The organism is Bradyrhizobium oligotrophicum S58, from assembly GCF_000344805.1.
In the GTDB taxonomy this organism is placed as follows: Bacteria; Pseudomonadota; Alphaproteobacteria; order Rhizobiales; family Xanthobacteraceae; genus Bradyrhizobium; species Bradyrhizobium oligotrophicum.
Genome location: NC_020453.1, coordinates 5560961 through 5578377, shown reverse-complemented (window position 1 = coordinate 5578377; position 17417 = coordinate 5560961). Strand labels below are relative to the sequence as shown.

Sequence of the window (17417 nt, the reverse complement as noted above, 5' to 3'; positions counted from 1 at the left end):
TCAATCATGATCCGGATGCTGATGGCTCGATATGGTCGCCATCTTGTCCGGTCCGTAGTTCTGCTGCGTGGTCTGGCTCGGCAAATTGGCGATCGCGACCACCCAGCCGAGCCGGGATTCCGAGCCATATTGCCGCGTCGGCGCCATCAGGTCCGGCCGATCGAAGGTGCCGGTCATGATCTCGATCCGCGGCCCGTCGATGCGGCCGAAGCCGAGCGGTGTGCCGCAGGCGGCACAGAAGTAGCGATCGGCGATCGAGGAGGAGCGAAACGTTCCCGGCTGGCCGCGCGTCCAGGCGAAACTCTCGCGATCGATCTCCGCGAACGATGCGAATGGCGCGCCGGATGCCTTCTGGCACATCCGGCAATGGCAGATGCTCACCTTGCTCGGCGCCGCCATCAGCGCGTAGCGGATCGCGCCGCATTGGCAGCCGCCGGTGAGGACGGGTTTGCTTTCGTCGGTCATGCTGACTCCAGATGCGCGTAGGCGTCCGCGAGCGTCTTCAATGCGTCGCCGCCGGCAAACACGAAGCTGCCGACGCCGGCGTCGCGCAGCGCGGCTTCGTGCTCGCCGCCGCGGCCTGCCAGATAGATATGTCGCGCGCCGGCCGCCTGAAGGGCCCTGGCCGCCGGAACCGCGGCCTCGGCGTAGACCTTGTCGGAGGAGCAGAGGCAGACGATGGCGGCCCCGGAGGCAGCGAAGGCCTGCGCCAGCGCGGCCGGATCGGAGGCGCCTTGGCCATCCACTTGGCCCTCGACGGCTGCGATGCCGCCGGCCTCGAAAAAGCTGCGGGCGAAGGTGGCGCGGGCGGTGAAGTCGGCGGCGGTGCCGAGATTGGCGAGGAAGACGGAGGGGCGCTGGCCCTTGCGCTTCAGCAGGCCGTCTGAGCGGTCACGCAACTGCTCGAAGCCGTCCGCGAGGCGGATGGGCGCGAGAGGCGCGAAGGTGAGCGCGGCGTTCGCGATCGCCGGTGCCGCGAGCGGCGCGACCGCTTCCACCGCGACCTCGGCCTCGCCAAGATTGGGAAACTCGCTGGCCCCGGTCAGCACGTCGCGCCGCCTGGCGATGTTGGCGTCGCGCGCCTGTCTGACGGCTGCGACCTTGGACTGGATCAGTCCGGCCTGCAGCGCGGCCACGATGCCACCGGCTTTCTCGATCTCCTGGAACAGCGCCCAGGCGCTGGTGCACAGCGCGCTCGTCAGCGCCTCGAGGCCGCCGGCACCCGCCGCGGGATCGGCCACGCGCGCGAGATTGCTCTCTTCGAGCAGCACCAACTGCGTGTTGCGGGCTACACGTCGCGCGAACGTATCGGGCAGGCCGAGCGCAGCCGTGTGCGGCAGCACGGTGACGGCGTTGGCGCCGCCGAGCCCGGCCGCAAACGTCGCGATGGTGGCGCGCAGCATGTTCACATAGGGATCGCGCCGGGTGAGCATGCGCCACGCCGTCTCGCCGGAGATGAAGAGCGGCTTTGGCGCCAGGCCGCAGGCCTCTTCGACGCGCGCCCACAGTCGGCGAAGGCTGCGGAATTTCGCCAAACTCAGGAACTGATCGGTGTCGGCGGCGAGCCGCGCATAGATCAGCTCGCGCGCGGTGTCCAGCGCGATGCTGCTCGCTTCGAGCGCACGCAGATAGGCGACGGCGGAGGCGAGCACGAAGGCGAGCTCCTGCGCTTCCGACCCGCCGGAATCGTGCACGACGCGACCGTCAGCGGCCAGGAACGGGCCTTTGAAGCCGGCACCGTGCAGTTGCTTCACCAGCGCGCCCGAGTTGCCACCGAGCGTCGAGGCGTCATGCGCGCTCGCGCCGCGGCTGGCGGCGTCCCCGATCGGATCGAGGCCGAAACGAATGTCGCAGGCTGATGGCTTGAAGCCGCGCTGCCGGACGTCGTCGGCGAGCAGCGAAGCGGCCGCCACGGAGGACTCACCGAGCTGCAATTCGATCGCAATCGCAGCGTCGAGATGCACGCCGTCGAGCGCGCGCGCCAGCGCGTCCTTGTCAGCTGCAAGGCCAAATCCGTGCGCCGCATTCGATCCGGCGAATACCAGCGTCAGGCCGGTCGCGCCATTCTCGAGATCGAGCAGCGCCTGCGTGTTGGCCTTGGCCGGATCGGGATGATCGACGCGCTGCATCACCTGCCAAGCCGCTGCCGGTGCGCGGCCGGCGACCGGCGCGGCATCCTTGGCGCGCGGATAGATCGGCTGGATCTCGAGCCCGTCATAGGTCTTGCCGACCAGTCTCTCGAACGCCGCGCCCTTCAACACGCCATCGACCAGCTTGCGCCAGTCCGCCTCGCTGGCCGGAGCAAAATCGGCGGCAAATCGCAGATTGTCGGTCTCGGTCGTCATGTCGGCTCGCGTCTCCCGGGCGTCTGTTATCGCGATTGTTGTGGCGCAAAATGCCACGTCGCGACCGCCAAGCCAAACGGTTGTTTCGCCGTGCCTCTCGGCTATTCGGCGGAGGGCAGCGGCCGGATTCCGTCGCGCGAAACGCGTGTCACCGCCTCGTCGACGCGGCGCCCGGCAATCCGGCGCTCGGGCACGATCTCCGCCAGCGGTACCAGCACGAAGCCACGCTCGAACAGCCGCGGATGCGGCAGCGTGAGATCAGGCGTGTCGAGGGTTACGTCGTCATAGGCGATCAAATCGAGGTCGAGGGTGCGCGGACCCCATCGCGTCTCCTGCGCACGATTGCGACCGAACATGCGCTCGACATCGTGCAGAATGGCGAGCAGTGCACGCGGCGCGATCGCGGTGTCAATCGCGATGCACGCGTTGACGAATGGCGGCTGCTGCTCTTCGCCCCAGGGCGGGGTGGCGTAGTCGGAGGAGCGCGCGGCCAGCGTGGCCTGCGCGCGCCGGCAGATCTCTGCAATGGCCAGCCGAAAGGTCGCTCGGACGTCGCCGACATTGCCACCGAGAGCAATCAGCGCGCTGGCCATCGCGGTCACGGATGGCGCGAGCGCGTCAACACCACGCCGACATCCTCGAAGATGGCGGCGATCGGCGCATGCGGCTTGTGCACCGTGACCTTCACGGCGCGAATACGCGCGAAGGTCGACAGGATGGCATCGGCCACGGCGCCGGCGGCACGTTCGAGCAGGCGGTAGTTGGTGTCCTTGAAGGCCGCGGTCGCGGTCTCCACCACGTTGGAGTAGGACACCGTGTCGGCGAGGCGGTCGCTGCGCGAGGAGTCCGACAGGTCCGTGTAGAGCTCGAGATCGATCACAAAGCGCTGCCCGACCTCGCTCTCATGCTCCAGCACGCCGTGACGCGCATGGATCAGGACGCCCTTGATGAAGATCGTATCGGTCATCCCAGTGCCTCGATGCTTGCTGCCACGCGCACGGCCTGAACCGTCTCGGCGACGTCGTGCGCCCGGATGATCGCAGCGCCGCGCTGAGCCGCGATGAGATGCGCCGCGATCGATCCGCCGAGCCGTTGCTGCGGTTCCGACGTCACCACCGAATTGATGAAGCGCTTGCGCGAGGCGCCGACCAGCAGCGGCAGCCCGAAGCGCGCAAACTCACCCAGGCGCGCCAGCGCGATCATGCTCTGCTCCGCCGTCTTGCCGAAGCCGATGCCGGGATCGAGCACGATATTCCCAGCGGGAATGCCGGCCTTGGCGGCGATGTCGAGCGAGCGCGCGAAGAAGCCGAGCATGTCGGCGATGATGTCGATCCCAGGATCCACATCCGCACGGTTGTGCATGACGACGATCGGCGCGCCATGCGCGGCGACGATTTCGGCCATCGCGGGGTCGCGCTGCAGGCCCCAGACGTCGTTTGCGATCGCCGCGCCCTGTTCCAGCGCGAAGTCGGCAACTCGGGATTTCATGCTGTCGATCGACACGGGCACACCGAGTGCGACGATCGCGGGCAGGACGGGCTTCAGGCGCGCGAGCTCCTCCTCGGCCGTCACCGGCTCCGCGCCCGTGTAGGGCCGGGTCGATTCGGCGCCGATGTCGATGATGTCGGCGCCGGCTGCGATCATGCCCCTCGCCTGTTCGATGGCGCGGTCCGGCGCATTGAAACGGCCGCCATCGGAGAACGAATCCGGCGTGACGTTGAGGATGCCCATCACCGCGGGGTAGGGACGCGCCAGCCACGGCCGCAGCAGCGGGTGGCTCGACGCGAGGTCCGAGGCGGCGTGCGGCGAAAGGGCGCTCATGCGCGCCGCTTTGCGCGGTTGCCACGGTCAAGTCAAGGTGTGGCGCTGCACAAGCGGGCCAATCTGGGGCCTGGTCAGTAGCTGATCTTCGGCTCCAGCCGGCGCGCCTTTTCGATCAGCTGCCCGACCGACTTCTCCGACGGCAGGATGCGAACCAGCCGCCGCCGCGTGTTCACTTCCTTGATGTTCTGCGCCAGGCGGGCGGGGTTGCGATGCGCCAGCTCGCGGACGGTCGGAACGCCGGCGGCGCGGACCAGGCAAACCTTGGCCTTGCCCATGCCGGGAATGCGCATGTAATCGGCGACGTTTGCCCAATCGAGCAGCTGCTGCTCGCTGATCCCGGTCTTGGCGGCGAGCGCCTTGCGTCCCTTCACGGTGCGGGCCGCTTCGAGAAATGCATCGGTGGTCCGGATGCCCAAAGCTTTCAGCTTCGAGGCATAGAAGGACGTCATGCCTTCGAATTCGGTGATCGAATATGTCATGATACTCAGGCGCGCAAAAGGTGCTTCAGGCGGAGTGGCTCGGGCTGGATGGGCGTGCCGCCATCGGGGCCGTTGCGATTATGTCGCGGCCGAGCTCGGAAAGTTCACGCGTGAACAGTCGCAGCGGCTGTTGGTGCGATCGATTGCTGCGAAGGACGTCAAGCAAAACGCAGGTCGGCTGTTCGATGGACCTTTTAGGCACGGCTCCATCGATGCCGGCCATTCTAGCCAGCGGCTCAATCGGCTCGTTCATGTGAACCCCGTCTTCATCCGGTCCCCCAAGACCGGACGTCCTCGCTGAGTTCATCTTGATCGGACGATCCGTGAATTACAAGCGACGAGCAGGTCCGGTCCGCGAATCGATTCGCGATCGATCTTGAACTGTTGCAGCGATGCAAGACCCGATGTTGAATCTACCGACGAAGATACGCGTTGTCCCGGTTCACGTGGTATTGGAAGCGGCTGTCGAAGAAGTGAGACACCCGGCCTCTGGTTCCAAGCTACGAAACTAAACTATGTTACCGCACGCGATGCTACGCACCACGTGCGATGCGAAACGATCAATCTCGAAAGACGCACCATCATGGCACCATCCGGAAAGTCACTGGCCGATACTGAGGACAAGATTCTCGTGGGTGCTGGCGAGCAGCCGGCCTGGTTGACGCTCGCGTTTGCCAATCGCCATGGACTCGTCACCGGCGCCACGGGCACCGGCAAGACCGTTTCGCTGCAGGTGATGGCCGAAGGTTTTGCACGCGCCGGTGTTCCGGTCTTTGCCGCCGACATCAAGGGCGATCTCTCCGGAATCTCACGGCCGGGAGAAGCAAAGGATTTCATCCTCAAGCGCGCGAGTGACCTCGGCCTGACCTATCAGGCCGATGAATTCGCGACGGTATTTTGGGATGTGTTCGGCGAGCAGGGACATCCCGTGCGTGCGACGGTCACCGAGATGGGCCCGCTGCTGCTCGCGCGAATGCTCGATCTGAACGACGTCCAGGAAGGCGTGCTGAACGTCGCATTCCGCGTCGCCGACGAGAACGGCCTCGCTCTGATCGACATGAAGGATCTGCGCGCGCTGCTCGATGCCATCATTCCGGAGGCAGGCAAGAAGGGCGCGGACGCGGCAGCCGATCCGCTGGCGCCGATCCGCAAGGCGGCGCAGTCGTTCGGCAACGTCACCCGCGCCACCGTCGGCACGATCCAGCGTCAGCTGCTCGTGCTCGAGAACCAGGGCGGCACGAAGTTCTTCGGCGAGCCGGCGCTGGCGCTGAAGGACTTCATGAAGACCGACCGCGACGGCCGCGGCATGATCAACATCCTCGTCGCCGACAAGCTGCTGCAGAATCCACGGCTCTACGCGACGTTCCTGCTGTGGATGCTGTCGGAGCTGTTCGAGGAATTGCCCGAGGTCGGCGATCTCGCCAAGCCCAAGCTCGTGTTCTTCTTCGACGAGGCGCATCTGTTGTTCAACGACGCGCCGAAGGCGCTGATGGACAAGATCGAACAGGTGGTGCGCCTGATCCGGTCCAAAGGCGTGGGCGTCTATTTCGTCACGCAGAACCCGCTCGACGTCCCCGATCGCGTGCTCGGGCAATTGGGCAACCGGGTGCAGCATGCGCTGCGAGCCTTCACGCCGCGTGATCAGAAGGCGGTGGCCGCGGCCGCCGAGACGTTCCGCCCCAATCCGAAGCTCGACACCGGCAAGGTGATCATGGAGCTCGGCAAGGGCGAGGCGCTGGTGTCGTTCCTGGAGGGCAACGGCACGCCTGCGATGGTCGAGCGTGTCCTGATCCGGCCGCCGTCCGCTCGGATCGGGCCGATCACGCCGGAAGAACGCAAGGCGATCATGGACGCAAGCCCGGTCAAGGGCAAATACGACACCGAGATCGACGCCGAGTCCGCCTATGAGGTGTTGCAGAACAGGATTGCCGGAACCGCGGCCACGGCGGAAGCCTCGTCCGGCGGCGTGCTCGGCAAGCTCGGCGACATTGCCGCGACGATCTTCGGCACCAACGTCAAGCGCGGCCAGTTGTCGACCACGCAGGTGATCGCGCGCAACGTCGCGCGCTCCGTGACCGACAAGGTCGTGGGCGGGATTGCCGCCGATCTCGGCAAGCAGGTCGGTGGCTCGCTGGGCAGCTCGATCGGCCGCACCTTGGTCCGCGGCGCGCTCGGGGGATTGCTGCGGCGATGAGCGTTGCTTCGTTCGCCGCCGGCGTGATGTCCTGATGCCTCACAAGTCGCGTGTATTGAAATGGCCGTCACTGCTCGTGCCGGTCGACATCCTGTTCCTTCTCTGCAGCATTCTGCTCGCGGCTGACGTGCTGGTCCCGGAGCTCTTGGGCAGCGGCAAGACGAAGGACTACCCGCTGTGGTATTGGGCCGGACAGCAGGTGCTGCAGGGCAACGACCTCTATCCGAAGAATCTGGGCGACTATTTTGACTTTCTCTATCCGCCGCTGCCCGCCGTGCTGCTCGCCGTCCCGGCGTGGTTCGGCAAGGTCGCACTGTACGCCTGCCTGTCGCTGCTGAACGTCATCGCATGGTGGATGACAGGGCAGTTCTCGCACACGATGACCGGATCGGGCCGGGTGCCCGCTCCGTGGCTGTATTTCCTGCCGGCCTTCGTCACCATCAGTTTCGTGTTCGACATGTTCGATCTCGGACAGCCAAACCTGATGTTGCTGGCGCTGATGCTGTATGGATTCTGGCTCATGCAGCAGGCGCGCCCCTGGTTCGCCGGCAGCATGTTTGCGCTCGCGACGGCCATCAAGGTGTTTCCGGTCGCGGTATTGCCGTATCTCGTCTGGCGGCGGCAATGGGCGGCGGCCGCCAGCATGATCGCGTTTACGCTGGTGCTCCTGTTCGTGGTGCCCGCACCGGTGCGCGGTCTGCAGCACAACGCTGCGGAACTGAAGACCTGGTACCAGGCGATGGTCGGCGCGAGCTCCGAGAAAGGTTTTGGCCAGCGCGACGAGCAGAACTGGTCCTGGGTCAACCAATCGATCATCGCGATGACCCACCGGCTGACGCGTCCGGTCAACTACAATCAGGACGATCCGTCCCGTCCAGTCCGCACGATGAACGTGGTCGACATCTCCTTCTCGGCCGCCAACCTCGTCGTGCTCGTGGTCTGTGCGGTGCTCGGCCTTGCCTTCGTGCTCGTCATCCCCGCCGAGAAGCGGCGAACCGCGCGCTCTGACGCCGAGGAACTTGGCCTCCTGTTCTGTCTCATGACGGTCGCCTCGCCGCTGGCGCGGGAATACTACTTCATATGGTTGTTCTTTCCGATCACCGTGCTGATGCACCGGGCGGCGTTCGACCCGCGGCCGGCGGTGAGAATGGCGACATGGCTCTCGCTCGGGGGAGCGGGCATCCTGATGTTGCTGGCGCTGCCGCTGTTCCCGAGGGACTTCCAGGCCTGGGGCAACAATCTCGCTGCGACGTTCTTGATCGCCGGCGCGCTGGCCTGGCACATGCGGCATCCGCTCGCGCCGCAGGAGGCTGGCCCGGACCGCGCAACGGAGCTACAAGCGAGCCAATAGACGTCAAATTGCGAAGGATCCCGTGGCCATGGCCAATGCGCAGCTTCAATCCGTTCTCGATCACATCGATGCCGATTTCGACAACAGCCTGGAGCGGCTGTTTGCGCTGATCCGCATCAAGTCGATCTCGGCCGATCCGGCATTCGCGGCAGACTGCAAGGCTGCGGCCGACCACCTCGCCAAGGATCTCACGACGGTCGGTTTCGCCACCGAGGTGCGCCCGACGGCGGGCCATCCGGCCATCGTCGGCAAGAGCAACGGCCACGGCGCAGCCAAGCCGCATGTGCTGTTCTACGGCCATTATGACGTGCAGCCGGTCGATCCGCTCGAGCTCTGGCATCGTCCGCCGTTCGAGCCCGTGGTCGCCGACCATGCCGATGGCCGCAAGATCATCGTCGCGCGCGGTGCCGAGGACGACAAGGGCCAGCTGATGACCTTCGTCGAGGCCTGCCGGGCCTGGAAGAAGGTGACGGGGTCGCTGCCGCTCGACGTCACCGTGCTGATCGAAGGCGAGGAGGAGGTCGGCTCGAAGAACTTCGTGCCGTTCCTCGAGGAGAACAAGGACGAGTTCAAGGCCGACTTCGCCCTGGTCTGCGACACCGGCATGTGGGACCCGAACACGCCGGCGATCACGACCTCGCTGCGTGGGCTCCTTTACGAAGAAGTGAAGATCAAGGCCGCCAATCGCGACCTGCATTCGGGCGTGTTCGGCGGCGGCGCGCGCAATCCGATCCGAGTGCTGACCGAGGTTCTCGGTGGCCTGTTCGATGCCGATGGCCGCATCACCATCCCCGGCTTCTACGACGGCGTGAAGGACGTGCCGCCCGAGGTTCTGGAGCAGTGGAAGAAGCTGAACCTTACGCCCGAGAGCTTCCTCAAGCCGATCGGGCTGTCGATCCCCGCCGGAGAGAAGGACCGCCTGCTGATCGAGCAGATCTCGTCGCGGCCGACCTGCGACATCAACGGCATCTGGGGCGGCTATATCGGCGAGGGCTCGAAGACGGTGATCCCGTCGCTGGCCCATGCGAAGGTCTCGTTCCGCCTGGTCGAGGGCCAGGACCCGCTGAAGATCCGCAAGGCGTTCCGCGACTATGTGTCGGCGCGAATTCCCGCCGACTGCTCGGTCGAGTTCGGCGATCATTCAGCGGGAGCTGCGATCGCGCTCGATTGGACCATGAAGCCGCTCGCCGCCGCCAAGCAGGCGCTGACCGAGGAGTGGGGCAAGGAAACCATCCTGATGGGCTCGGGCGCCTCGATCCCGATCGTCACCGACTTCAAGAAGACGCTCGGTCTCGACTCGCTCTTGGTCGGCTTCGGTCTCGACGACGACAACATCCATTCGCCGAACGAGAAGTACGACCTCAAGAGCTACCACAAGGGCATCCGCTCCTGGGCCCGCATCCTCGCGGCGCTTGCGGAGATGCCGCGGTAGCCTGAACACCCTTCGTCATTCCGGGGCGCGCGAAGCGCGAGCTACGATGCGCAATTGCGCATCGTAGCTCGCGCTGCTCTAAAATGGCTTCGCCATTTGCGCGCGAATGCCCTGGAATGACGGGGGAGAGAGTCGTACTTGGCTCAGGCAGTCGTCCGTAGCACGGATGAGCGCCAGCCGGCGGGCGCAAGCGCGTCGGCGACAGCGACATCCGGGGTCTCACGCGCGGTCGCCATGAACCCGGATGTCGCTTCCGCCTCACGCCCTGCGGGCGCGCGGCGTCCGCTCAGCCGGGCTACGACTGCGTCGGTCGTTGCACGAGGCCGATCTCAAGCTGCGCTGGCGACTGACTTTGCTGTCGGGTCGTTGCCCGCGATCTTGCGCAAGGCTGCGAGATTGGCCTCGGCGGAGGCCAGCCGCCAGCACGACTTGCCGTTCGACTTGGCTTCGTAAAGCGCGGCATCCGCAGCAAACAACAAGGATTCGGGATCTGCGCCGTGATCGGGCGACGTGGCGATGCCGACGCTCACGCCGATGTTGATTCGGGCGCCGCCCGGCAGCGTCATCGGCGCCGTCATCACCTCGATGATGCGCTCGCCGAGCGCCAAGGCGTGATCGATCGCCGGATCATCGGCAAGCACGACGAACTCGTCGCCGCCGATGCGGGCGATGACGTCGGCCGGAGAGACGATTTCGCGCAGCGTCGCGGCGACGATCTTCAGCAGCTCGTCGCCTGCGGCATGGCCGAACGTGTCGTTGACGGGCTTGAAGCCGTCGAGATCGAGATAGAGGACGGCGAAGTTCCGCTGTCCGCCGGTCGTGCTCGCGAGGCGGCTCTGCAGCGCGTCGATCAGGCCGGTGCGGTTGTTCAGGCCCGTGAGCGGATCGAGCCGCGCCCGCTCGTCGCTTTCACGTTTGGCATGCATGACCGCCACCAGCATCTTGTTGAGGCGGAAGGCTGCGCCGGTCATCGCCAGGAAGTACACCGGCATCTGCAGATACATCGCAAACAGCAGCGGCTCGTGCGAGATGGCGACGCCGGGGAGCACCGGGCCGATGCTGCACAGGATCATCGTGCCGGCGACGCGCGGCGCACTGAAATTGCGGAAGCAGATGCCGCCGACCATGGCTGCCGCGGAAATGCAGGCGAGCGAAGCTGCGACCCAGTCGGCGGACGCCAGGCTGACGCCGACGCCAAGGCCGACGCTGGCGCTCCACGCGACCGCAAGCACGATATGCAGATCGGTAGGAGTCGAGCGCTGCTCACGCGCCCGCCGATAGGCCGTCATCATCACCATCAGCCGTGACAGGCAGATCACGACTTCCAGGATGAACCATCCGATGAAGGGAGCGGTCGGCGTGCGGAGCGCGAGCGCTGCAGCGACCGCGATGGTGTTGATGGCGCCCCCCGCAAAAACCGACCAGCAGCCATAGAGCTCGCCGATCAACGCAAGACGAACGTCGTGCGACACCGGATATCCCGGGTCTGCCAGCCAGCGCACGACGCGCCAGCGTGGCAAACTGAAAGCCAGACCATCACCCCGCATTTCAATACCTCCGCGGGGTTGCAATAAGCGGCAGGGCACTTAACAGGCCTTTAGGGAGGTATCCGCGTCTCGCTGCATGCTTGATGCGCGGTAAAAATTTACTACACGTCGAGTGCACCGTCCGTCACGGACTGAAGGTTGAATGTGCCGGTCTCAGCCCGAGCTACGCACACGCGCGCGCTCCTCCGCCACCGGCGCGACCTCCACGGTCGCATTGCCGAGCGCGCGGTCGCGCTCGAACACCAGACGAACGCGCTGGCCGACCGGCGTCAGGCCGATGAGGTTGCGGACCTGGGTGGCGCTGCGCACGGGCATGTCATTTGCCTTCACGATGATGTCGCCCTTGCGCAGGCCGGCGCGCTCGGCGGGCGAGCCGGCGCTGACGTCCGCAACGCGCGCGCCTTGAACGCGGCCGTCGCTCGGTGAGTCCAGGTCGAGCAGGGTGACGCCGATGCGGCCGCGGTCCACGCGCCCGCTCTGCACCAGCTGCTCCATGACACGGCGCGCCATGTTGATCGGCACGGCAAAGCCGATGCCGACATTACCGCCGCCAGGCGAGATGATCGCGGTGTTGATGCCGATCAGCTCGCCGCGCAGACTGATCAGCGCGCCGCCGGAATTGCCGGGGTTGATGGCGGCGTCGGTCTGGATGAAATCCTCATAGCCCTGTTTGCCGAGTCCCGTACGTCCGAGCGCGCTGACGAGGCCCGAGGTGACGGTCTGGCCGAGGCCGAACGGATTGCCGACTGCGATCACGAAGTCGCCGACTTCGAGCGCGTCGCTGTTGCCGAGCGCGATGGCCCTGAGATCGGTCGGATCGTCGATCTGCAGCAGCGCGATGTCGGTTGCGGGATCACGCCCGACGAGGCGCGCGGCGAATTTGCGGCCGTCCTTGGTCCTGATCTGCGCCACGTCGGCATGTTCGACGACGTGGTTGGCCGTCATGACATAGCCGCGCTGGGCATCGACGATCACGCCCGAGCCGGTGGCGCTGACCTGCCTTTCGACCTGCTTGGGGACGTCGGCGAAGTCGCGGGATCGCGGGTTCTGGTAGAGCGGATTGTCCTGTCGGATCTTGCCCTCGACCGAGATGTTGACGACCGCCGGGGTGACCTCCTTGACCAGTGGCGCGAGTGTCGGGACGCGGCCGAGCTTGAGGTCGGGAATCTGGGCCAGGGTCGGGCCGATCGCCAGGCAAAACAGGAAGGCCGGCCCCAGCAGGATGGGCCGGAGAGAGGGCAGCAGCTGCATCATGGTCCACCAACGCGTGTGATGAGGATTTTTGGCGCTGCTGGGGAAAGGCTCCAGGGCATGTCGAGATCTGCCCCGGCGGCCGTTGCCGGCGAGCGCCAAGAATTTTCGGCATCCTCTTGAACGAAAAGTTCGGCTTTCCTGGGTCGTTGCTCGCCCCCCTGAGGGCCTGACGGGATGCGGGCTACAGGACGTCGCATCGGACCGCGACGGGTCATGAGGCGGAAGCTCATCGCGGCTCGACACGGAGGACGGTAGCTAACAAAATCAGCTTCTGCCGCTGCTGCGGCCGTGGATCGGCCACAACGCGCAGCTATCAATCGGGACGACGACCGCAATCCGTCCAGAACTGGCCACAATTTCGCGAGGCCGGGCTATCGACGAAACGACGGTCGACGGGAGGTGCGGCCGCGCTCTCGCGCCGCCCGGATCTGGGCGCAGCGCGCGTTGCAGGGGCGATCATGCCTGCCTGGCAGTACAATCATCCGCCGCCCAACCCGGCGTCCGTCATGGGGGTTGCCGACCCCAGGCGGCTGACGCGGTTTCTCATCGAGAGTGAGCAACGCGTCGTCGCGCATTGCCAGGTCGTGCTGTCGCGCGGCGATATCGATCCGCGCGAGCGCGATCGGCTGGTGAGCGTGCTGCGCGAGGCGACGATGCGGCTGCAACGGCTGTCCGCCGCGGCCGCCTGACGCCCTGCGGAAACCGGGCATAAAAAATCTCGGGAGGGGCTTGAAACCAGCCAGGGTTTTTCTAAGTCGTCTGCTGCCGCTTCGGCGGCGCCGGGTGCCTCGCGGGCCCGGCTGAACTCTGGGCGCTGACCGGTTGTCTGGTCCTCGAGTAGTCCTGCATCGGCCGGCGCTCCTTCGTATCCATCTTGCTCTTTGGAGGACTTGGCTATGAGGACCTACGACTTCACCCCGCTGTGGCGTTCGACCGTCGGCTTCGATCGGCTGTTCGACATGCTCGACGAGACGCAGCGCGCAGTCGAGGACAACTACCCCCCTTGCAACATCGAGCGGATCGGCGACGACCGCTACCAGATTTCGCTGGCGCTCGCCGGCTTCGCGCCGGACGAACTGGCGATCACGGCCGAGCACAACGTGCTCACGGTGGAAGGCCGCAAGGCCGACAAGGAGGCCCGTGAATACCTGTACCAGGGCATCTCGTCGCGGCCTTTCAAGCGGCAGTTCAATCTGGCCGACTACGTGCAGGTGACGAAGGCCTCGTTCGACAACGGCCTGCTGCGGATCGAACTGGTGCGCGAGATCCCCGAGGCCATGAAGCCGCGCCGCATTGCGATCGGCACGGCGCCGCTCGAGCAGATCGCGACGCAGAAGGCCGCCTGAAGGCCTTTTCTCACGAGCGGCGCGGGCGCGCTGTCGCCTGCGCCCATGAAGCATCAGTCTCTTGTGAAAGGAGAGTAGGAGAGACGCCATGAGCGAACGCAGTGTTTCGATCACCGCGGGCGGTGCCGGGTTTCATCCGGTTTCACATTACGAATCCCCGGCCGACCTGCTGAATGACACCAGGCTGTCGCTGGCCGAAAAGCGGCTGATCCTGTCGTCCTGGGCATCGGACATGTATGCGGTCGAGTCGCAGCCCGGCCTGCGCAAGGTCCCCGGGATCGCCCGCCCACTGCATCTGGCCGACGTGCTCGGCGCGCTGCGGCAGCTCGACCGCGAGGATCAGCCACCACGGCCGCGGGGCGGGGCCGCCATGCGCGTCGTTCCCCGCATCGATGTCGACGTTGACGGCGCCGCGTCGGACGCTCCGTCCGGTGTCGCCGCGCGAATGAGGACGGCTGCCCGTTTGCGTTTTTCGCGCGAAGCCAATGTGCGGCGCTATCGCAAGCTGCTCGCCACCCGGCTCGCCGACCATGAGCGTCGCTTCGTCGAGCGCCGGCTGGCGGAGGAGCTGCAGCAACTGCACGGTCTGCCGGAACGGCGAAGCTTCGTACAGCAAGGCTTCGTACAGCAAGGCTCGGCCCGCGCAGGGCGGTGCTGAAGGGCGACGCCGCATCCGACCAAAAAAACGCCGCCCGGAATTGGGCGGCGTTTCATTCCAACACGTGTAGAGGGTGATGGCTCTTATTAGCCGATCAACCCGCAGAAATCAATTCCGGTAGCCGGGGTTGACGCGATCGAGCTTGCGCAGGAGCGGCGGCCAGACCAGCTGATTGGAGCGCAGCTCGACGCGATCCTGGTTGTCGAACAGCTTCGCGTTCTTGTCGACGACCTCGTCGCGGACCGGATAGGCGGTGGGTCCCAGCGTGCGGGTGCGGACCTGGATCGAGCAGGCGCGCTCCAGGTGATACATGCGCTCGAAGGCGGAGGCGACCGAGCGTCCGACGGTCAGCGTGCCGTGATTGCGCAGCAGCATGTGGTTCTTGGTACCGAGGTCGTGCTGCAGCCGCGGCCGCTCGTCATGGTCCAGCGCTACGCCTTCGTAGTCGTGATAGGCGAGGTCGTGGGTGACGTATTGCGCGATCTGGTTCAGCGGCAGCAGGCCATCGGCGCAGCTCGACACGGCGACGCCGTCGATGGTGTGGAGATGGATGACGCAGCCGGCATCCTCGCGCACCTCGTGGATCGCAGAATGGATGGTGAAGCCGGCGGGATTGATGCTGTACTCGCTCTCGGACAGCTGGTTGCCGTACAGGTCGACCTTGATCAGGCTCGAAGCCGTGATCTCCTCGAACAGCAGGCCGTAGGGGTTGATCAGGAAATGGTGCTCGGGGCCGGGCACGCGGGCCGAGATATGGGTGTCGACCAGATCGTCCCAGCCGAACATCGCCACCAGGCGATAGGCGGCGGCGAGGTTGACCCGCTGCGACCATTCCGCTTCCGTCATGTTCGACGGCACTTCCTTCAGGCGGGCTTCCGCTGGCGACATGGCGCTCTCCGATTTCCGAGGGTTGATCGGAGCCTAGGCGGCCCACCGCCGCGCCACAAGGCGCGGGGGCAGGGGAGCAGTCATGTCGTTTGGCCGAGTCGGCGCCTCAGGGCGCCGGGATCGACAGCAGGCTGGAAATGCTGCGGCCGCGGATGTCGTAGACGCGGGCGAACACGACGTCGTCGCGCTTGATCTCGACCATCACCGGGGCGGTCAGTCCCTTGCAGTAGAACTCGCCGAGCGTCATCGCGAAGTCGGCGGCATGGCTGTCCCAGCCGATCGTGAAGTCGGGGCCGAGCGCGACCTGGGCCGGCCGCTGCGGACCGCAGACCGCGACCTTCCATTTGTGTCCGATCGGCGGGACCTCCTGGCGCTCGTCGAGCTGTTCCTTGAGTCCGTCCGAGGCCTGCTTCAGCGCCAGCCCCCAATAATCCAGCATGAAGCGCGTATCGGCTTCGCGCACGGTGCCGGCGATGTAGTTGAAGTGGGTGTATTGATAGGGGTGCAGCCGGATCATCTCGGCCAGCGGCAGCAGCAGGCCGAAGCCGAACGCGGCGATGGCGACCGGCTGCCAGCTGCGGCGTTCGTCGGCATTGAGCCACGACAGCAGCCAGGAGAACGCGACGCCGCCGAGCACCGCCATCGGCGGGATCACGAACACGAAATGCCGGATGCCGTTGTAGAGCGCAGGGCGTTTGACGATCGCAATCAGGATCGGCAGCGTGGCTGCCAGCGTCAGCATCAGGAGGATGCTCTTCTGTCGCGCCGGCATGTCGGGCCGCGACAGCGACATCAGTGACGCCACCGCGCCGGCCGCGAAGAGGGCGATCATCAGCTCCGGCAGCTGCAGCGCGAACAAAGTGGGCAGATAGGACCACGGCATGTCCGGCACCGAGACCAGCGCACCGTCGAACATCTCCTTCCAGGGCTTCTCGAAGAAGTGCGAGAAATAGGTCAGGGCCCGGAACGGGTTGGCCGGTTCGATGATCGACCACGGCCAGATCAGGCCCATGATCAGGTAGCCGAGGATCAGGCCCGGGATGAGCATGTAGAGCACTTGGGCAAAGCGGCGGATCGCCTCGCGGGGCCCTTGCTTGCGGTATTCCTCCATGAACAGCGGCATAAAGCCGACCATCGCATAGACGACGGCCATGCCGCCCAGGATGCGCGAGCCGATTGCAAACCCGGCCCCGAGGCCGAGGATCAGGATCGTGCGCGGCGACGGGTAGGGATATTCGTCGGCGAGCCGGACGAGCCCCATCAGCAGCACCACCATGGCGACCGCGAAGGGCGCATCCTTCGGGTTCATGAACATGTGGCCGTAGAAGATCGGGCACAGCGCCAGGAGCAGCAGGGCTGCGACACCGGCCACGGCGCCGCCGATTCGGCGCGCCAGGCGCCAGGTCACGGCGAGGCCGATCAGGCCGACGACCGCGCCGACCAGCCGGCGTGTCTCGAACAGTTCCAGCGGCAGGATCTTGTGCAGCAGGGCTGCAACCATGTCGAAGCCGCCGCCGTACATATAGAGGTTGGCGAACGAGAGCGCCGCCTGGTCCCTGAACCCGGAACCGTACATGCGCAGCAACAGATCGGCGTATTCGGCATGGGTGTAGTCGTCCCAGCCGAGGCCATAATCGCGGAACGTCAGTCCGGCCACCACCGCGACGGCGGCGAGCACGAACATGGCAAGATCGTCACAAGTCCGCTCGAGTGTCCGCCGTGTCGGCGTCTCGAGGACCGAAGTGGTTATCGATGTCATGGCTGATAGTGACCCGGCGTCCCCTAACGACCCCGCTTCCGCGCTTCAGGCCTGTTTTCCCCGCTTGCGTATAGCGCGTCCCGGTTTCCGAGGTGTTGGAAATATGAGCATCACGCTTCCATCGCAGTGCAGCAGGAGCCCGAATTTCGGCTGCTTGGCGCCATATTGGCACAGTGACATGAACGCGTCCTGAACCATGAGGCTCGGGACAAACCCGGAGGAACCCTAGCTGGTTCCGTGGGTTGCCGGGATCGATTGTGGCATGAGCGTGGCGCGTCCGGCTGCTCTGGCCGTGAGGGTAAGCGGTATGGTCGAACTTCTGCTGCAAATTGTCGCGGAT

At 65.7% G+C, this 17417-nt stretch carries 16 protein-coding genes; 6 read left to right on the top strand and 10 right to left on the bottom strand.

What is annotated here, in order from left to right:
- From S58_RS24165 to S58_RS24140, 6 genes are all read right to left on the bottom strand, one after another.
- Entirely contained in the window at positions 1–465 is a 465-nt protein-coding gene (locus tag S58_RS24165; protein WP_015668003.1) for a GFA family protein, read from the bottom strand.
- Complete coding sequence (locus S58_RS24160; RefSeq protein ID WP_015668002.1) at positions 462–2345, bottom strand: methylmalonyl-CoA mutase subunit beta; 1884 nt, start codon at positions 2343–2345, stop codon at positions 462–464. Before S58_RS24160 ends, S58_RS24165 begins: the two co-directional genes overlap by 4 nt.
- 101 nt (positions 2346–2446) lie before the next feature.
- Positions 2447–2938 carry a 2-amino-4-hydroxy-6-hydroxymethyldihydropteridine diphosphokinase gene (gene folK / locus S58_RS24155; RefSeq protein WP_042340894.1) on the bottom strand — a complete coding sequence of 164 codons (492 nt, stop codon included), beginning with the start codon at positions 2936–2938 and terminating at the stop codon, positions 2447–2449.
- Positions 2939–2943: 5 nt separating this feature from the next.
- Positions 2944–3312 (bottom strand): dihydroneopterin aldolase, encoded by a 369-nt coding sequence (gene folB, locus S58_RS24150; RefSeq protein ID WP_015668000.1) that lies wholly within the window; start codon positions 3310–3312, stop codon positions 2944–2946.
- The gene (folP, locus tag S58_RS24145; RefSeq protein WP_015667999.1) at positions 3309–4166 is read right to left on the bottom strand and encodes a dihydropteroate synthase; all 858 of its coding nucleotides are present in this window, start codon (positions 4164–4166) and stop codon (positions 3309–3311) included. Before folP ends, folB begins: the two co-directional genes overlap by 4 nt.
- A 74-nt stretch (positions 4167–4240) precedes the next feature.
- On the bottom strand, positions 4241–4648 hold the full coding sequence (locus S58_RS24140) for a DUF4332 domain-containing protein (protein ID WP_015667998.1): 408 nt from the start codon (positions 4646–4648) through the stop codon (positions 4241–4243).
- A 583-nt stretch (positions 4649–5231) separates the two neighbouring features.
- Between S58_RS24140 and S58_RS24135 the strand changes: the two genes are divergently transcribed.
- Genes S58_RS24135 through S58_RS24125 form a run of 3 tightly spaced genes read left to right on the top strand, consistent with a single transcriptional unit; the run spans position 5232 to position 9625 of the window.
- Complete coding sequence (locus S58_RS24135; RefSeq protein WP_015667997.1) at positions 5232–6842, top strand: helicase HerA-like domain-containing protein; 1611 nt, start codon at positions 5232–5234, stop codon at positions 6840–6842.
- Between the two features lie 34 nt (positions 6843–6876).
- Positions 6877–8193 carry a glycosyltransferase family 87 protein gene (locus S58_RS24130; protein WP_015667996.1) on the top strand — a complete coding sequence of 439 codons (1317 nt, stop codon included), beginning with the start codon at positions 6877–6879 and terminating at the stop codon, positions 8191–8193.
- A 28-nt stretch (positions 8194–8221) separates the two neighbouring features.
- A complete protein-coding gene (locus S58_RS24125) occupies positions 8222–9625 on the top strand; it encodes a M20/M25/M40 family metallo-hydrolase (RefSeq protein WP_015667995.1) in 1404 nt (467 codons plus the stop codon).
- 329 nt (positions 9626–9954) lie between these two features.
- Here S58_RS24125 and S58_RS24120 read toward each other — a convergent pair whose 3' ends face one another.
- A complete protein-coding gene (locus tag S58_RS24120; protein WP_015667994.1) occupies positions 9955–11172 on the bottom strand; it encodes a GGDEF domain-containing protein in 1218 nt (405 codons plus the stop codon).
- A gap of 153 nt (positions 11173–11325) precedes the next feature.
- On the bottom strand, positions 11326–12423 hold the full coding sequence (locus S58_RS24115; protein ID WP_015667993.1) for a trypsin-like peptidase domain-containing protein: 1098 nt from the start codon (positions 12421–12423) through the stop codon (positions 11326–11328).
- A gap of 461 nt (positions 12424–12884) precedes the next feature.
- On the opposite strand from S58_RS24115, the gene S58_RS24110 reads away from it, so the two are divergent.
- The 3 genes from S58_RS24110 (at position 12885) to S58_RS24100 (ending at position 14430) form a co-directional block, all read left to right on the top strand.
- The gene (locus tag S58_RS24110; protein ID WP_015667992.1) at positions 12885–13115 is read left to right on the top strand and encodes a hypothetical protein; all 231 of its coding nucleotides are present in this window, start codon (positions 12885–12887) and stop codon (positions 13113–13115) included.
- A 207-nt stretch (positions 13116–13322) separates the two neighbouring features.
- Positions 13323–13772 (top strand): Hsp20 family protein, encoded by a 450-nt coding sequence (locus S58_RS24105; protein ID WP_015667991.1) that lies wholly within the window; start codon positions 13323–13325, stop codon positions 13770–13772.
- Positions 13773–13860: 88 nt separating this feature from the next.
- Entirely contained in the window at positions 13861–14430 is a 570-nt protein-coding gene (locus S58_RS24100) for a hypothetical protein (protein WP_015667990.1), read from the top strand.
- A 108-nt stretch (positions 14431–14538) separates the two neighbouring features.
- Here S58_RS24100 and S58_RS24095 read toward each other — a convergent pair whose 3' ends face one another.
- Complete coding sequence (locus tag S58_RS24095) at positions 14539–15318, bottom strand: class II aldolase/adducin family protein (RefSeq protein ID WP_015667989.1); 780 nt, start codon at positions 15316–15318, stop codon at positions 14539–14541.
- Between the two features lie 106 nt (positions 15319–15424).
- A complete protein-coding gene (locus S58_RS24090) occupies positions 15425–17077 on the bottom strand; it encodes a glycosyltransferase family 39 protein (RefSeq protein ID WP_042340185.1) in 1653 nt (550 codons plus the stop codon).
- Positions 17078–17417 lie beyond the last annotated feature (340 nt).

What these genes read in the sequence shown, in the direction of transcription:
- S58_RS24165 (WP_015668003.1), bottom strand. Translation starts at nt 465, where the DNA reads ATGACCGACGAAAGCAAACCCGTCCTCACCGGCGGCTGCCAATGCGGC.
- S58_RS24160 (WP_015668002.1), bottom strand. Translation starts at nt 2,345, where the DNA reads ATGACGACCGAGACCGACAATCTGCGATTTGCCGCCGATTTTGCTCCG.
- folK (WP_042340894.1), bottom strand. Translation starts at nt 2,938, where the DNA reads ATGGCCAGCGCGCTGATTGCTCTCGGTGGCAATGTCGGCGACGTCCGA.
- folB (WP_015668000.1), bottom strand. Translation starts at nt 3,312, where the DNA reads ATGACCGATACGATCTTCATCAAGGGCGTCCTGATCCATGCGCGTCAC.
- folP (WP_015667999.1), bottom strand. Translation starts at nt 4,166, where the DNA reads ATGAGCGCCCTTTCGCCGCACGCCGCCTCGGACCTCGCGTCGAGCCAC.
- S58_RS24140 (WP_015667998.1), bottom strand. Translation starts at nt 4,648, where the DNA reads ATGACATATTCGATCACCGAATTCGAAGGCATGACGTCCTTCTATGCC.
- S58_RS24135 (WP_015667997.1), top strand. Translation starts at nt 5,232, where the DNA reads ATGGCACCATCCGGAAAGTCACTGGCCGATACTGAGGACAAGATTCTC.
- S58_RS24130 (WP_015667996.1), top strand. Translation starts at nt 6,877, where the DNA reads ATGCCTCACAAGTCGCGTGTATTGAAATGGCCGTCACTGCTCGTGCCG.
- S58_RS24125 (WP_015667995.1), top strand. Translation starts at nt 8,222, where the DNA reads ATGGCCAATGCGCAGCTTCAATCCGTTCTCGATCACATCGATGCCGAT.
- S58_RS24120 (WP_015667994.1), bottom strand. Translation starts at nt 11,172, where the DNA reads ATGCGGGGTGATGGTCTGGCTTTCAGTTTGCCACGCTGGCGCGTCGTG.
- S58_RS24115 (WP_015667993.1), bottom strand. Translation starts at nt 12,423, where the DNA reads ATGCAGCTGCTGCCCTCTCTCCGGCCCATCCTGCTGGGGCCGGCCTTC.
- S58_RS24110 (WP_015667992.1), top strand. Translation starts at nt 12,885, where the DNA reads ATGCCTGCCTGGCAGTACAATCATCCGCCGCCCAACCCGGCGTCCGTC.
- S58_RS24105 (WP_015667991.1), top strand. Translation starts at nt 13,323, where the DNA reads ATGAGGACCTACGACTTCACCCCGCTGTGGCGTTCGACCGTCGGCTTC.
- S58_RS24100 (WP_015667990.1), top strand. Translation starts at nt 13,861, where the DNA reads ATGAGCGAACGCAGTGTTTCGATCACCGCGGGCGGTGCCGGGTTTCAT.
- S58_RS24095 (WP_015667989.1), bottom strand. Translation starts at nt 15,318, where the DNA reads ATGTCGCCAGCGGAAGCCCGCCTGAAGGAAGTGCCGTCGAACATGACG.
- S58_RS24090 (WP_042340185.1), bottom strand. Translation starts at nt 17,077, where the DNA reads ATGACATCGATAACCACTTCGGTCCTCGAGACGCCGACACGGCGGACA.